Source organism: Chryseobacterium piperi, assembly GCF_002285635.2.
GTDB lineage: Bacteria > Bacteroidota > Bacteroidia > Flavobacteriales > Weeksellaceae > Chryseobacterium > Chryseobacterium piperi.
Window position 1 is genome coordinate 407,538 of record NZ_CP023049.2, and the last position, 16,756, is coordinate 424,293.

The following is a 16,756-nucleotide window of genomic DNA, read 5'->3' on the forward strand; positions in this document are numbered from 1 at the left end:
ATATATAAATAGCCAAAGCTGGACTTTGGCTATTTTTTTAATTAATTCTATGTAAACGTATATTTTATGAAGTTAGGTCTTATTTTTATTCTTACAGTTGCAACCCTGTTACCATGCAAAAATATTCAGGCACAGAAAACGGTTGATAATAAAGCTGTAAAAAGCACAGGTACTGATGAGCAGTTGATGGATAAAGTTCAGAAAGATGCATTGAAATATTTCTGGGATTATGCAGAACCAAATTCTATGTTGGGCAGGGAGCGTTATCATGAAGATGATATCTATCCGGATCAAGATAAACACGTCATCACTACAGGCGGATCAGGATTTGGACTGGCGACTATCTTAGTAGGAGTAGAGAGAGGTTTTGTTCCTAGAAAGGAGGCGGTAAAAAGGCTAACTCATATGATGGATTTCCTTGCAAAAGCAGATCGTCATAAAGGAGCATGGTCGCACTGGATCAATGGAGAAACAGGAAAAACGGTGCCTTTCGGAAAAAAAGATAATGGAGGTGATTTGGTAGAAACGGCATTTTTAACTTCGGGAATTCTTATGGTTCGTGAATACTTTAAAAATGGAAATGCCGAAGAAAAAGCATTGGCTAAAAAATGCGATGATCTATGGAAAGGAATTCAATGGAACTGGTATACCAAGGGAGGCGAGAAAGTATTATACTGGCACTGGTCACCGGAATATCAGTGGGAAATGAATTTTCCATTGGAAGGTTATAATGAGTGTCTGATTACCTATATTCTGGCAGCTTCGTCACCTACCTATTCTATTGATGCGGAAACCTATTACAAAGGATGGACAAGGAATGGAACTTTTCTATCCGACAAAACAAAATACGGACTGCCAATGTATGTGAAGCATAATTATGCTGAAGAATATGGAGGACCTTTATTTTGGGCCCATTATTCATACATCGGTTTAGATCCGACAGGATTATCCGATAAGTTAATTAAAAACTATTTCGATTTAAATAAAAACCAGGTTTTAATAGATTATAAATATTGTGTAGAAAATCCAAAACAATGGAAAGGATATGGTCCGAACTATTGGGGACTTACGGCAAGCTATTCCAGAAATGAAGACGGGACTACGGGATACAATGCTCATTTCCCACAGAACGATCATGGTGTGATTTCTCCGACGGCTGCATTAAGCAGTTTCCCTTATTCGCCAAAGGAATCAATGGATTTCTTACAATTCATATACACCCAGAAGCCAGAATTTGTAGGTTCTGCAGGTCCTTATGATGCTACATCAATCCATTATAATAATTGGTTTACACCACGATATCTGGCCATTGATCAGGGTACAATTGCCCCCATGATTGAAAATTACAGAACCGGATTCTTGTGGAAGTTATTCATGAATGCTCCTGAAATTAAGCAAGGTCTTAAGAAGTTAAGCTTCAAATCTGCCAAGTATGGAATCCAATAACCTGGTCTCAATAAAGGGCGGGCTTTAGCCTGTTTAAACTCATCATACATCAAAAAAGGCTTTAGCCAAAACCTAAATAACAATATGAAATTAAAATTAAAACACGCATTTCTTTTACTTCCGTTGCTCTCATTACAGCTGAGTGGCCAGGAAATAAAAGCTGAACTGAACAAAGAATTTAAAAGAACTGAAAAAGTATCCTATATTTTAGACTATCCGCAAAAAGTGAAGGGTAACGTTCCTTTGATCATATTTCTTCACGGATCGGGGGAGAGAGGAACTGATCTCGAAATGGTAAAAGCCCATAGTCCTTTTACTTATAAAAATCTAATAAAGGAGCCTGTCGCTATTTTAGCACCACAATGTCCTGCTAATAGCTGGTGGGATACGGTTACGATTTATAACCTGATTAAAGAAATTCAGAAAAAATATAAAATTGATGCCTCAAGAACTTACCTTACGGGACTTTCATTGGGAGGATGGGGAACTTTAAAGCTTGCGATGGAGCACCCTGAAATGTTTGCAGCAGTAGCTCCGGTATGTGCACCCACAGATCAGATCATGACGGCTAATATCAACCGATATAAAGACTTGAATATGAAAATTTTCCATGGAGGAATGGATGATATAGTGCTGCCTGAAAATGCGTTTAGATTGTATCAGGCGCTGCATCCGGTGAACCCATCAGCGGAATTAGTGATTTTCCCTAATGACAATCATAATTCATGGGACTCAACCTATTCAAATCCTAAATTTTACGAATGGATGTTATCTCAGAAAAAAGGAGTTAAATAATCATTGAAAAAGTAGAATATAAAAGCTTTTGTAGCTTAAAGGCTGTCAGAAAAATGCGTCTTTGCATTCAAATTAAAAATAGAAATAAGAAAATACAACATACATAATTGAAGAAGATAGATTGATGTAATCTAAGATTCACGAATACTATAAAAATGAAGATAAAATGAGTAAGAAGTTAATTGTAATAGCAGCTTTAGCACTTTCGCCAATGTTTTTGGCCCAGGAAATGGTAACGAAACCTGTTCAATCTTACCAGACGGCCCAATATCAGTCGAAGAAAAAAGCCTTTGTAGATCAGCTTTTGTCAAAAATGACGTTGGATGAAAAAATAGGACAGTTGAACTTGCCCAGTTCAGGAGATTTTACAACCGGATTGGCTCAGAGTTCAGATATCGGAAAAAAAGTAGAACAAGGTTTAGTCGGTGGATTATTTAATATAAAGGGAGCAGATAAAATCAAAGCCGTTCAGAAAGTAGCGGTTGAAAAAAGCCGTCTGAAAATCCCGTTGATTTTTGGGATGGACGTTATTCACGGATACGAAACCACTTTTCCGATACCTTTAGGATTGGCTGCTTCATGGGATATGAACCTGATTCAGCAATCAGCAAGGGTAGCTGCTAGAGAAGCATCTTCAGATGGAATCAACTGGACTTTTTCGCCCATGGTGGATATTTCTCGTGAGCCGAGATGGGGAAGAGTTTCCGAAGGTTCGGGAGAAGATCCATATTTAGGAAGTGAGATCGCTAAAAATATGGTGTACGGATACCAGGGTAAAGATCTGTCTTTAAGCAATACTATTTTAGCCTGTGTAAAGCATTTTGCGTTATATGGAGCAGGGGAATCGGGGAGAGATTACAATACGGTAGATATGAGCCACGTGAGAATGTTTAATGAATATTTCCCACCATACAAAGCTGCAGTAGATGCTGGTGTTGCCTCTGTTATGGCTTCCTTTAATGAAGTAGACGGTGTTCCTGCAACAGGAAGCAGATGGCTTCAAACGGAAGTTCTTAGAAATAAATGGAATTTCAAAGGTTTTGTAGTAACCGATTATACGGGGATCAATGAAATGGTTGATCATGGAATGGGAGATCTTCAACAGGTTTCAGCATTAGCCTTAAAAGCCGGAGTAGATATGGATATGGTGGGTGAAGGCTTTCTGACGACATTGAAAAAGTCTTTATCAGAAGGAAAGATTACCCAGGCAGAAATTGATATGGCAGCCAAGAGAATTCTTGAAGCTAAATATGATTTAGGATTGTTTAATGACCCTTACCGTTATGGAGATGCAAAACTGGCCGCAAAAGAAGTATATAACTTTGAGAATCGTACTATTGCCAGAAATGCCGCTGCTCAATCGATGGTATTGATGAAAAATGAAAATCAGGTGCTTCCATTGAAAAAATCAGGAACTGTAGCGGTTATCGGTCCTTTGGTTAATAATTCATTGAATATGGCGGGGACCTGGAGTGTTGCTGCGAAACACGACCAGTCAGTTGCTCTAATGAAAGGGCTTCAGGATAATTTTGGCAAAGAGGTGAAATTTATCTCTGCAAAAGGAGCGAATATTGATTACAGTGCCAAATTAGAAGATATCTATGCTGCTCACGGAAAGAAAACAGACAGAGATAACCGTTCAAAAGAAGCACTTTTAAAAGAAGCTGTAGATGTTGCCAATAAAGCCGACGTTATCGTTTTGGCAATTGGAGAATCTGCAGAAATGAGCGGTGAATCTTCTTCCAGGACAGAAATCACAATTCCTCAGTCTCAGGTTGATCTTTTAAATGAATTGAAGAAAACAGGAAAACCGATTGCAATGATTCTTTTCACAGGACGTCCATTAGCTTTGACGAATGTGAAAGATGCGCCGGACGCCATTCTGAATGTATGGTTTTCAGGTTCTGAAGCCGGTAATGCTATTTCTGATGTCTTATTTGGAAAAGTAAATCCTTCCGGCAAATTGCCGATGACTTTCCCAAGAAGTCTTGGACAGATTCCGATCTATTATAATGCTAAAAATACAGGGCGACCGCTAAGTCAGGAGCTGGTTGATAAATGTGAGTACCAAAGATTCCGTTCCAATTATATGGATGAATGCAATACACCTCTTTATCCATTTGGTTATGGATTAAGCTATACCCAATTCAATTATTCTGATCTTACCATTTCAAATTCCAATCCCAAAGGAAACCAAACGATTCAGGCTTCAGTGACGGTGACGAACTCCGGAAACTATGATGGTGCTGAGGTGGTACAATTATATATCAGAGATATGGTAGGAAGCATTACAAGACCGGTAAAAGAACTGAAAGGGTTCCAAAAAGTTTTCCTGAAAAAAGGAGAATCTAAAAAGGTAACTTTCGATATTACTCCTGAAAGTCTGAAGTTCTACAATGGAGATTTGAAATTTGACTGGGAACCGGGAGAATTTGATATCATGATAGGAACGAACTCGGAAGAAGTAAAACACTCAAAAATCAATTGGATAAAATAATTTTCATAAGCCATTCATTTTGAATGGCTTTTTTGTATCTTAGAATTAAATTTGCTTAAAACCTTACTTTTGGCACGGTTTTTACCAAATTGAAAAAACAATAATCAATATAAAAATGAAAAAAACAATTTTATTCAGCGCCATGTTCCTAGGATCATTAGTATTTGCACAAACCAAACCTGTAGTAGGTGGAGACAGAGACGCTCATGGATGCATAGGATCAGCAGGGTATACCTATTCTCAGGTAAAAAAAGATTGTGTAAGGGTTTTTGAACAGAAAATCAAGTTAACAGAAGTAAAGCCTGAAGGAAGCTCCACTTCAATGACAGCAGTAATTTTTAGTAAGGACATGAAAAAAGCGGAAGTATTTCTTCCCGAAGATAACACAGGAAGTATGATCCTGACCAGAATGGGGAAAGGAAAAGCATGGAAAAAAGACAACTATACGCTTGTTCCTTACAAAAAGAACGGATATCAACTTAAAAAAGATAATGTGGTGATCTATAAATAATCACACTATCCAAAATAATAATAAAGAAGCGGTCTCAAAAAACGGGATCGCTTCTTTTTTGGTTTAGCCACGAATGCACGATTTATCATAGTAATTTGAAACCCACAGTAATATATTTTGTGCATTCGTGGCTAAAAATAATGATGTATTCTCCTAAAGAAACCAAACATCTTTTATGTGAGAACTCCCTTTCATATTTTGAGCGGAATACTTATAAAACAGGCTTTAGTTGGTCTTAATAATAAGAAATAATCTTTTGGTCCGAGCCAAAGCTTAAAAGCATCATAACAATTTTCATCTCTCGCTGGAAATACGTATTTTTGTACTTCTAAAAAGTAATAAGAAAGAATGAATTCCTACAAAAATCCATTGGAAGAGCGCTACTCCAGTGAAGAAATGTTATTTAATTTCTCACATAATAACAAATTCCGTACTTGGAGACAGCTTTGGATCGCTCTTGCTGAAATCGAAAAAGACCTTGGACTTGAGATTTCTGACGAACAGATTGCAGAGTTGAAAGCTAATGCTGAAAATATCGATTTCGATAAAGCAGCCGAATATGAGAAAAAATTCCGTCATGATGTAATGGCTCACGTTCATACGTATGGTGATGTGGCGCCTTCAGCAAAGGGAATTATACATTTAGGAGCTACTTCAGCTTTTGTAGGAGATAATACAGACTTAATCCAAATCCGTGACGGGCTTTTGATCTTAAAGAAAAAGCTGGTTAACGTGATGAAAAATCTTGCTGATTTTTCGATACAATATAAAGACCTTCCTACTTTAGGATTCACCCACTTCCAGCCGGCTCAGCTAACAACGGTTGGGAAAAGAGTTACGTTGTGGTTACAAAGTTTGGTTCTTGATATTGAAGAGCTGGATTTCTTCCTTGAAACTTTACGTTTCAGAGGAGTAAAAGGAACTACAGGTACTGCCGCAAGTTTCCTGGAGCTTTTCAACGGTGATTATTCCAAAGTAAAACATTTAGATAAAGAACTTTCCAAAAGATTCGGTTTCGAAAAAGTTTTCGGAGTTTCAGGTCAGACTTATGACCGAAAAATTGATGCTAAAGTGGTTGCGTTATTAGGCAATATTGCTCAATCGGCTCACAAATTCACCAATGATTTACGTTTACTTCAAAACCTTAAGGAAATTGAAGAACCATTCGAGAAAAACCAAATCGGTTCATCGGCGATGGCTTACAAACGCAATCCAATGAGAAGTGAAAGAATTGGAGCATTGGCAAAATATGTAATGTCTTTGACAACCAGTTCTGCAATGGTAGCTTCTACACAATGGTTTGAGAGAACATTAGATGACTCTGCCAACAAGAGATTAACCATTCCACAGGCATTCCTGGCAGTGGATGCAATCCTGTTGATCTGGAACAATATTATGAACGGAATCGTAGTATACCCGAACAGGATCAACAAACATATTGAAGAGGAGCTTCCTTTCATGGCGACAGAATACATTATCATGGAAGAAGTGAAGGCTGGTGGAGACCGTCAGGAAATTCACGAAGTGATCAGAGTTCATTCTATGGAAGCTTCCAAGAAAGTAAAGGAAGAAGGAAAAGAAAATGACCTTATCGAGAGAATCTTGAATGACGATTCTTTAAAACTGGATAAATCAAAATTAAAAGAAGTTCTGGATCCTAAAAACTTCATAGGCTTTGCACCGATTCAAACGGAAGAATTCATTAAGAATGAAGTTCAGCCGATTCTGGACCAAAACAAAGACTTGATAGGACTGGAAGCTGATCTTAAAGTATAAAATAATATGCAGTCTTTTCGGCTGCATATTTTATTTGCACTAAAGAATAATGGATAAGATACTTTTATTTCTTTCATTAATGCCGGTGCTTTTCCTTTCACAGGCGAAAGAAGGTTTAAAGTATTTTAAATCTAAGGATTCTTTGGTAGGAATAAAAAATCAGGATGGGAAAATAATTATTCCCGCACAATTCAGGGTATATTCATTTCTTAAAGATGGTGAGCCGGTAAAAGAAGAGACGATCTATTTTGATGGTTCCAAACCTAATGAAGTCAGTGAGAAAAATGCTTGGGGATATGTGTATGACAGAAAGGGGAATTTTTTATACAGGCCTTTCTTTTATGATAATGGAGCCGATTATTTTGCAGAAGGCGTAAGAAGGTTTGTTAAAGATGGGAAAATAGGTTTTGTCGATAGAAACGGAAAAACAATTATTGAAGCAAAACATGATTTTGTTTCCCCATTCAATTACGGATATGCTGCATTTTGTGATGGCTGTGACTGGGAGAAAACAGATGATGAGCATAAAGCAATCGTTGGCGGAACCTGGGGTATCATAAATTTCAAAGGAGAAATAGTACAACCGCTACAGAAACAATCTGAAAAAGAAGTGGAAATTAATGGAAAATATTATCCATCTCCTTTTCAATACAGTGAAAAAGAAAAGACTATTCTTCAATTTTTTCAAAAGTATAAAAAGCAGCTTTCTGATGTCTATTATGTTAACCATTACAATCGGTTATCTGAAAACGAAAAGAAAGTATTTTTTGAAATTGTTGAACGTCCCAAGGAAAATTTTCCTTACTTTCAGATTGACACCTATGATAACAAAAAAATGAATTCAGGATCATCACGTTTTCATTTCATAGTTTCGGAAGATGGTAACCATGTTTATGCTTCCGATTATGATGTTGAAAAGATGCCTTTTGAGAAGTGGCTGAAGAAGCAGACAAAAGAAGCAGAGAAATTTCAAAAAGAGCATCCTGATAATCCCAATAAATTAAGTAAATAAGTCTAATAATATTTAATATCTGGCATCTAATGTCTAATAACAAAAGAATTTTCGTAGAAAAAAGAGGAATTTTCGATGTAGAAAGTCCAAAAATTTTTGATGAAGTAAAAGCAGTTGCTCCGTCAGTCAAAAATGTGAAAGTATACAATGTATATGATATTTTCAGATTGAATGATGGGGAATTCGAGAAAGTGGTCAATAGCACATTCGTGGATCCGGTTACTGATATTTTACACACAGAAAATCCGGCAGAAACCATTCATTTTGCAATGGAGTTTTTACCCGGACAGTATGATCAGCGTGCTGACTCTGCAGAACAATGTATTGCTTTGCTGACTGAAAATGAAAAGTCTAAAGTGAGAAGTGGAAAGCTGATTGAGTTTGAAGGTGTCTCTGAAGCTGATTTGGCTAAAATCAAAGACCTTCTGATCAATAAAGTAGAGTCTCAGGAGAAAGACTTGTCTGTATTAGATATCCCAGCAGATGAAGTTCCTTCGAAAGTTTTAATCCACGAAAATTTCATCAGTTTTAATGATGCTGAACTGGAAGATTTTTACAATCAGCATGGGTTTGCATTAGGTCTTGATGATTTAAAATTCATTCAGGAATATTTTAAAACCGAGCAGAGAAATCCAACGGAAACCGAGCTGAAAGTTTTAGATACATACTGGAGTGACCATTGTCGTCACACGACTTTTGAAACAGAATTATCAGATATTCAGTTTGAAGGAGATTTCAAACACACATTAGAAACCATTTTCAACGATTACATTGAAAAAAGAAAATTCTTAGGCCGTGAATTGAAGCCGATCTCTCTTATGGATCTGGCAACCGTTTGTGGCAGATATTTCCATAAAACAGGGAATCTGGAAAATTTAGTAGTTTCTGACGAGATCAATGCATGTACCATCCAGATCGAAGCTGAATACGACGGCAAGAAAGAACCGTGGTATTTGTTATTTAAAAATGAAACCCACAATCACCCGACAGAAATTGAACCATTCGGTGGTGCGTCAACATGTCTGGGAGGAGCAATCAGAGATCCGTTATCAGGAAGATCTTTTGTATTCCAGGCGATGAGGTTAACGGGTGCAGCAGATGTACTTGAGCCGGTAGATCAGACTTTACCAGGTAAATTACCTCAGAAAACGATTACAAAACAAGCCGCAAACGGATATTCTTCTTATGGAAACCAGATTGGTTTAGCTACTACTATGGTTTCTGAAATATATGACGAAGGATACAAGGCAAAAAGAATGGAAGTTGGTTTTGTGACTGGTGCCGTACCGGTAGATTGGGTAAGACGTGAAAAGCCTGCTAACGGCGATTCTGTTATTATCTTAGGTGGATCAACGGGAAGAGATGGTGTAGGAGGTGCAAGCGGAAGTTCTAAGGTACAGGATGAAAATAGTATCCATACCATGTCTACTGAAGTTCAGAAAGGAAATGCTGTTGAAGAACGTAAGATTCAGAGATTATTTAGAAAACCGGAAGTAACAAAACTGATTAAAAAATCAAATGACTTTGGTGCCGGAGGTGTTTCTGTAGCAATCGGAGAAATTGCAGATTCCTTAGAAATCAATTTAGACGTATTACCTTTAAAATACGAAGGACTTAACGGAACAGAGCTTGCTATTTCTGAATCTCAGGAAAGAATGGCGGTTGTTGTTGATCCAAAAGATAAAGAACAATTCATTAAGTATTGTGAAGCTGAAAATATTGTTGCTGTAGAAGTGGCAAAGGTTACAGATTCAGGAAGAATGCAGATGTTCTGGAAAGGAGATAAGATTGTTGATCTTTCAAGAGCATTTTTGGACACCAATGGATGTGCAAAAAGCCAGGAAGTGAAAATCACTCACCTTAAAGAAGTAAAACTTGATCATAAACCTTTCTCTGAAGAAGAATTATTAAAAGTTTTAGCAGATAAAAATGTAGCTTCTCAAAAAGGATTGTTAGAAATGTTTGATGCCTCGATTGGTGCAACAACAGTTGCAATGCCGGTTGGAGGTAAATATCAGCAGACTTTAATGGAAGGAAGTGCACAGACACTACCTATCCTGGGAGCTAAGAATATAGAAACAGTTTCTTTTGCAAGCTGGGGATTTGATGCTGAAATCTCGAAACAAAACTCATTACTGGGAGCATCTTATGCAGTAGTAGAAAGTGTTGCTAAGATCGTTGCTATGGGTGGCGATTACAAAAATATAAGATTAAGTTTCCAGGAATACTTTGAGAAATTAGGACAAAATCCTGAAAAATGGGGTAAGCCTTTAGCCTCCCTTTTAGGAGCTTATGATGCTCAAATTAATCTTGGATTAGCAGCAATTGGTGGTAAAGATTCAATGAGTGGGACGTATCAGGATCTGAATGTACCCCCAACATTGATCTCTTTTGCATGTGCTGATGGACAAAAGAAAAATGTGATCTCTCCAGAATTTAAAGCAGTAGGAAATAAATTGTATTTCTATAACCACATTTCCCAGGAAAGTGGTCTTCCGGATTACAACAGTTTAAAAACGGTTTATGATTTTATTTTTGAAAATATTAAATCGGGTAAAATTGTTTCTGTAAAAACGGTTAAAGACGGAGGTGTTGCTGTAGCTTTAGCAAAAATGAGTTTTGGAAACAGACTCGGAGCTGAGATCAATGTTAAGGAAAATACTTTATTAGCTAAGAATATCGGTAGTCTGATCATTGAGGCAAAAGAAGAATTAAGCTCAACAGTTCTTCAGCTAATTGGAGAAGTAAAAGATTCAGGGATGTTGAAAATAAATAACCTTGAATCTCCAATCTCGAACCTCGAATCTGCTTATACCAAAACCTTCGAAAATCTTTTTCCAACTGTTGAAAAGGAAAAGATTACTGTTGAATTAGATGAAAAATTAAATTCAACAACTCCAAGAAATATTATCATTAAAAAACATGGAATCGCTCAGCCAAGAGTTTTTGCTCCTTTGTTCCCAGGGACGAACTGTGAGTATGAAACACTGAATGCATTCCAGAAAGAAGGAGCTGTGGTAAACAGCTTACCTTTGATAAATATCAATCACCAATTGCTTGATGAAAGCATCGATGCATGGGTGGAAGAGATTAAGAAGTCTCAGATCTTAGCATTCTCAGGAGGATTCTCAGCAGGAGATGAGCCGGATGGCTCTGCTAAATTCATTGTGAATGTTCTGAAAAACGAAAAAATGAAACAGGCTGTTCATGATCTATTGGACAGAGATGGAATGATCATTGGAATTTGTAATGGTTTCCAGGCATTGATCAAATCAGGTCTATTGCCTTACGGACAAATTAAAGATCTTGATGAAAACTCTCCAACACTTGCTCACAACGCAATCAGAAGACACATTTCTCAAATGGTTACCGTAAAAGTAGTGAATGACGAAAGTCCATGGTTAAAGGGAATGAAAGGCCAAACCTTTACCATTCCTATTTCTCACGGTGAAGGTCGCTTTATGGCTTCTGAAGCAGAGATTGAAAAGCTTTATAAAAATGGACAGATTGCTACCCAATACATAGATTTTGAAGGAAATATTGCCCACGGGATGCCGTTCAATCCTAACAATTCATTATTCGGAATTGAAGGGGTGACCAGCCCATGTGGTAAGATTTTTGGTAGAATGGGACACCCTGAACGTTTTGCTGAAGGTCTCATGAAAAATATTCCAACAGCGAATTACCATAATATCTTTAAAAATGGAGTCGAATACTTCAAATAAAATTGATAAGAAAATGATCGTCATTAATGGCGATCATTTTTCTGATCTGCCAGGATTTTATGAAGAAGCATCTAAGGTCTTCATGAAAGATGTGGATTGGAAAGTAGGAACATTAGATGGTTTTAATGATATCCTTTATGGAGGTTTTGGTGTTTTTGAAAGTAATGATGAGATTGAATTCACCTGGAAAGAATCTGAAAAGTCAAGACATGATTTAGGATTAGAAACAACCCGCGAATTTTACCAAAGAAAAATCAAACAAGGAAAACCTTTTAATGTTGAACTGATTCAGCAAAATCTGGATGAGCTTATTGCCGGAGAAGGACAAACATTATTCGATATCCTAATAGAAATTATTGAATCACACGAAAATATTAATCTTATTTTAGATTAAGCTAAAATGATAATGAAGAAAATGATCTATGGACTGTTCTTTGGGGACAGCATCACTTATGGAGAATACGATGGTGTATTTGGGGGCTGGGTCGATATTTTAAAAAGATATGCGTTACAGAAATTTCACGAAGGAAGTAATGAAGTCATTGTCTATAATTTAGGAATTGGTGGCGAGACTACCGATGGTCTGATAAAAAGAATTCCACATGAATTAAACGCCCGAAACTCAGCAGAAGGAAACTTTGTTTTTATGGCATACGGAGCTAATGATCTTGCGATAAAAAATGGAAGTCGAATGGTAACTCCTGAAGAGTTTAAGGCTAATATTCAAGCAGCAATTCAGCAGGCAAAACAATTTACGGATGATATTTATCTGGTAAGTATTCTGCCATTTTCTAAAAATGTAGATGGAGTTCAGGTAGCTTCCGGAAAGCTTAGAACCAATGATGAGGTTTTGGTCTATAATAAAATTCTCCAGGATATTGCGGAAGAAGACTCATTCACCTATATCGATTTCTATACTGCATTTTTAGAAGATAAAGAAATTTTGCTGTCTCAGGATGGCGTTCATCCCAACGAAAAAGGCTATGGGATGATGGCCGAATTAGCGATTCCAATCATTGAAAAATACTTATAAATGCCTTATTTATTTTCATACGGAACCTTACAGAAAGAAGAGGTTCAAATCGAAACATTTGGAAGAGTACTTTCAGGTGAAAGAGATATTCTTACAGAATACAATCTTAAAATGCTTGAAATTACTGATCCAGAAGTATTAAGAAAAAGCAACCAGAAATACCATCCGATTTTGGAATATTCAGGAAATAGTGAAGATGAGGTAGAGGGGATTCTTTTTGAAGTGACAGAAGAGGAAATTCTTAAGGCCGACGAATATGAAGTGGATGATTATAAAAGAATTGAAACGATCTTTAAATCTGGAAAGAAGGGATTTATTTACGCAGGTAAATAGAGTTTTAAACACAAATAGCACGAATTATTCTTCACGAATAACACAAAAAAGGTGTGGGAATTTTGTAAATAGAACAACTCTTGTCATTAAGAGCGAAACGAAGTGAAGCGTGGAATCTCTAATGCCTACAATAAACAGGCTTTTTATTCTTATAGATTCTTCACTACACTTCGTTTCGTTCTGAATGACAGATAATCACAGTACTAAAAAAATCTGACTGATCTACACAATCTGCGAGAGATTTAAATTCATAAATTTTAATAGCTGGATGATATCTGGTTGGAAATATATTTTCAACAAACCAAAATTCAACCTCACAGTTATAGGCACAAGAGACGAAATTGTAATATGGATTAGCTTCTAAAATAACAGACCTTTTCTATTGTAAGAAAAAGCCTGTTGTTAAATATATTAAAACTGTATTTATAATCCGGCCGGAGCAGACGCAGCAGAACCTGTAGAAGAACCATTTAGGTTATAGGTTTGAGTAGATAATCCATTAATTAAAGAATTATTAATAATCAATACATTAATAGTCCAGTTTCCATTTACTCCAGGTGGCGGATTACCTCCATCATAGTCTGCAGTAAGTCGCCATGTTCCGTTTTGTATGAAAGCGCTATAATTTAATGGATTGTAGGTCGATCCGGCAGGTGTACCTTCAGCACCTACCCTTAATCCTTTTGCATTAGGTGAACCGCCGAAGGAAAGTCCTGTAACAATAACCGTATAGTCTGTCGCCGATATCTTTGTGTCAAAATTGTTTACCCAGTCACCATTCACGTTATTCAGTTGATAAGTAGCTGTGCTAAAAGATTTTGTATTTGAACCTACTCTTACTGCCATTATTTCTCCTGTTGTTTCGTTTCGGACTAAAGTTGCTACTCCATCATTTGGTGCGGTTGCTACAGTGTTGACGTAAAGCTTTGAAGGAGAGGAAGAATTGGGAGCTTTAGTAGGAATCATTCCTATCCCTACATTTCCGCCGTTAGAATTAATGGCAACGGGAAGGCCTCTATTACTATTTTTATCTAAAGACTGGATATAGGCTCCATAAGGTGCACTAGAAATAGTTCCTATGTCTAAAGCGTGTTCAGTATTTCCGTCAATTCTTAACGTTGCTTTTCCATTATCTTGAGAAGTTCCAGTACGATCATAATTCACTCCTTTTATATCAAGAGTGGCTTTTGGACTGGTCGTATTAATTCCTACTTGAGCGTAAAATGCAAATGGCAGCATGGCCATTGCAAACAATAGATTCTTTTTCATTTCCTTAATTTTATTTTTATTATCAAAATGCATACCAAGTAAATACTTTGCACCGCTTGTTAAATAAAAGGACGCCTTTAGATAAAGGGGTTTTCATGAAATATTAAAATAAACATAAAATCTCTGAACAAGAAAAAGTTTCATTATATCCCGAAGTTTATTTTAGTAATTACCGGTCTATCAATTGTAAAGTAACTATGATTTCTCATCAGGAATGGAGGTTTGAAATCACTTCTAAACTAGGACGGATGTGATTTATTTACGCAGGTAAATAGAGTTTTAAACACAAATAGCACGAATTATTCTTCACGAATAACACAAAAAAGGTGTGGGAATTTTGTAAATAGAACAACTCTTGTCATTAAGAGCGAAACGAAGTGAAGCGTGGAATCTCTAATGCCTACAATAAACAGGCTTTTTATTCTTATAGATTCTTCACTACACTTCGTTTCGTTCTGAATGACAGATAATCACAGTACTAAAAAAATCTGACTGATCTGCACAATCTGCGAGAGATCTAAATTCATAAATTTTAATAGCGGATGATATCTGGTTGAAAATACATTTTCAACAAACCAAAATTCAACCCACAATCACAGAGACAAGAAGCAAAAGGTAATACGAATCAGCTTCTAGCAATAACAGGCCTTTTCTATTGCAAGAAAAAACCTGTTGTTAAATATATTAAAACTGTATTTATAATCCTGCTGGAGCAGATGTAGCAGATCCATTTATATTACCATTTAAGTTATAGGTTTGGGTAGGTAAAGTATTAATTAGAGTATTATTAATTACTAATACATTAATAGTCCAGTTTCCATTAATTCTGGCAGCAGTACCCCCTCCATCATAATCAGCATATAACCTCCAGGTTCCACCTTCTATAAAAGCTCTGAAATTTAAGGGATTATAAGTGCTTCCAGATACACCTGATTTTAAGCCTTTTGCTTGTTCTGAACCCCCAAAAATAAGTCCAGTAATAATAACCGTATAGTTGGTTGAAGATATTTTTGTGTCGAAATTATTTACCCAGTCATCACTTACATTGTTAAGTTGGTAGGTAAGAGTGCTAAAAGACCTTGTATTATTACCAGCACGTACTGCCATTATTTCTCCTGTTGTTTCGTTTCGGACTAAAGTTGCTACTCCATCATTTGGTGCGGTTGCTACAGTGTTGACGTAAAGCTTTGAAGGAGAGGAAGAATTGGGAGCTTTAGTAGGAATCATTCCTATCCCTACATTTCCGCCGTTAGAATTGATAGCAACAGGAAGGCCTCTATTACTATTTTTGCCTAAAGACTGGATATAGGCTCCATAAGGTGCACTAGAAATAGTTCCCATGTCTAATGCATGCTCAGTGTTTCCGTCAATTCTTAACGTGGCTTTTCCATTATCTTGAGAAGTTCCGGTCCGGTCATAATTCACTCCTTTTATATCAAGAGTTGCTTTTGGGCTGGTTGTATTAATTCCCACTTGAGCATAAAATGCAAATGGCAGTATGGCCATTGCAAACAATAGATTCTTTTTCATTTCCTTAATTTTATTTTTATTATCAAAATGCATACCAAGTAAATACTTTGCACCGCTTGTTAAATAAAAGGACGCCTTTAGATAAAGGGGTTTTCATGAAATATTAAAATAAACATAAAATCTCTGAACAAGAAAAAGTTTCATTATATCCCGAAGTTTATTTTAGTAATTACCGGTCTATCAATTGTAAAGTAACTATGATTTCTCATCAGGAATGGAGGTTTGAAATCACTTCTAAACTAGGACGGATGTGATTTATTTACGTAGATAAATAGGTTTTAAACACAAATAGCACGAATTATTCTTCACGAATAACACAAAAGATAAGTGTAGGAAATTTTATTTTTTATTTCTCACAGATCTGGCTGATTCAGCAGATATTTTAGCACCTCGATTAATCTGCTCTATCTGCATAATCTGCGAGAAATTGAAATGAGTCTGCTATAAGCTCACGATTACAATCTAGCTGAAAATATACTTCCAGTAAACCAAAACCCCAACAATAGCAGAAACAATACTCATGAGGATAACGGCTCCCGCAGAAACATCCTTAATAAATCCAATTCTCTTGTCAAATTCAGGTTGAATGATATCACAGGTCTTTTCAATAGCGGTATTGAGAATTTCAGTGCTTAAAACCCCAAAACAAGCTAGAAGGATTAAAGCGGTATCTATTCCTGAGAGCTGTAAATAGAAGATGAGAAAAAGATTGATCAGAAAGGCCAGACATTCGATCTGAAAATTTCTTTCTGTTTTTACCATTAAAAAAACACCTCGAAAAGCATTCTGGAAACTTCTGTGAATAGGTGGTTTACGCATGATAGGAAAG

General features: G+C 36.5%; 13 protein-coding genes. 10 read left to right on the plus strand and 3 right to left on the minus strand.

Annotated features, from left to right (window positions below; translation table 11 throughout):
* Window positions 1-66 precede the first annotated feature (66 nt).
* The 10 genes from CJF12_RS01805 to CJF12_RS01850 all read left to right on the plus strand — a co-directional run bounded on the left by CJF12_RS01805 (window position 67) and on the right by CJF12_RS01850 (window position 13,128).
* Window positions 67-1,446 carry a glucoamylase family protein gene (locus CJF12_RS01805; protein WP_034686041.1) on the plus strand — a complete coding sequence of 460 codons (1,380 nt, stop codon included), beginning with the start codon at window positions 67-69 and terminating at the stop codon, window positions 1,444-1,446.
* An 84-nt stretch (window positions 1,447-1,530) separates the two neighbouring features.
* Complete coding sequence (locus tag CJF12_RS01810; protein ID WP_034686043.1) at window positions 1,531-2,241, plus strand: carboxylesterase family protein; 711 nt, start codon at window positions 1,531-1,533, stop codon at window positions 2,239-2,241.
* Between the two features lie 166 nt (window positions 2,242-2,407).
* Complete coding sequence (gene bglX / locus CJF12_RS01815; RefSeq protein ID WP_034686045.1) at window positions 2,408-4,738, plus strand: beta-glucosidase BglX; 2,331 nt, start codon at window positions 2,408-2,410, stop codon at window positions 4,736-4,738.
* Window positions 4,739-4,853: 115 nt separating this feature from the next.
* The gene (locus CJF12_RS01820) at window positions 4,854-5,249 is read left to right on the plus strand and encodes a hypothetical protein (RefSeq protein WP_034686047.1); all 396 of its coding nucleotides are present in this window, start codon (window positions 4,854-4,856) and stop codon (window positions 5,247-5,249) included.
* Window positions 5,250-5,597: 348 nt separating this feature from the next.
* Window positions 5,598-7,025 (plus strand): adenylosuccinate lyase, encoded by a 1,428-nt coding sequence (purB, locus tag CJF12_RS01825; protein ID WP_034686049.1) that lies wholly within the window; start codon window positions 5,598-5,600, stop codon window positions 7,023-7,025.
* Window positions 7,026-7,074: 49 nt separating this feature from the next.
* On the plus strand, window positions 7,075-8,037 hold the full coding sequence (locus CJF12_RS01830) for a WG repeat-containing protein (RefSeq protein ID WP_034686050.1): 963 nt from the start codon (window positions 7,075-7,077) through the stop codon (window positions 8,035-8,037).
* Window positions 8,038-8,066: 29 nt separating this feature from the next.
* Window positions 8,067-11,762 (plus strand): phosphoribosylformylglycinamidine synthase, encoded by a 3,696-nt coding sequence (locus CJF12_RS01835; protein ID WP_034686052.1) that lies wholly within the window; start codon window positions 8,067-8,069, stop codon window positions 11,760-11,762.
* Entirely contained in the window at window positions 11,740-12,156 is a 417-nt protein-coding gene (locus tag CJF12_RS01840; RefSeq protein WP_051887340.1) for a ribonuclease inhibitor, read from the plus strand. Before CJF12_RS01835 ends, CJF12_RS01840 begins: the two co-directional genes overlap by 23 nt.
* Before the next feature lie 12 nt (window positions 12,157-12,168).
* The gene (locus CJF12_RS01845; RefSeq protein ID WP_084675670.1) at window positions 12,169-12,795 is read left to right on the plus strand and encodes an SGNH/GDSL hydrolase family protein; all 627 of its coding nucleotides are present in this window, start codon (window positions 12,169-12,171) and stop codon (window positions 12,793-12,795) included.
* A complete protein-coding gene (locus tag CJF12_RS01850; RefSeq protein ID WP_034686054.1) occupies window positions 12,796-13,128 on the plus strand; it encodes a gamma-glutamylcyclotransferase family protein in 333 nt (110 codons plus the stop codon). It begins immediately after the preceding gene.
* Between the two features lie 423 nt (window positions 13,129-13,551).
* Here the strand turns inward: CJF12_RS01850 and CJF12_RS01855 are convergent, their stop codons facing one another.
* The 3 genes from CJF12_RS01855 to CJF12_RS01865 form a co-directional block, all read right to left on the minus strand.
* Window positions 13,552-14,397, minus strand: coding sequence for a hypothetical protein (locus tag CJF12_RS01855; RefSeq protein WP_131329561.1), 846 nt, complete (start codon window positions 14,395-14,397; stop codon window positions 13,552-13,554).
* 696 nt (window positions 14,398-15,093) lie between these two features.
* Window positions 15,094-15,927 (minus strand): hypothetical protein, encoded by an 834-nt coding sequence (locus CJF12_RS01860; protein ID WP_131329571.1) that lies wholly within the window; start codon window positions 15,925-15,927, stop codon window positions 15,094-15,096.
* Window positions 15,928-16,389: 462 nt separating this feature from the next.
* Window positions 16,390-16,746, minus strand: coding sequence for a diacylglycerol kinase family protein (locus CJF12_RS01865; protein ID WP_034686859.1), 357 nt, complete (start codon window positions 16,744-16,746; stop codon window positions 16,390-16,392).
* Between the last annotated feature and the right edge of the window lie 10 nt (window positions 16,747-16,756).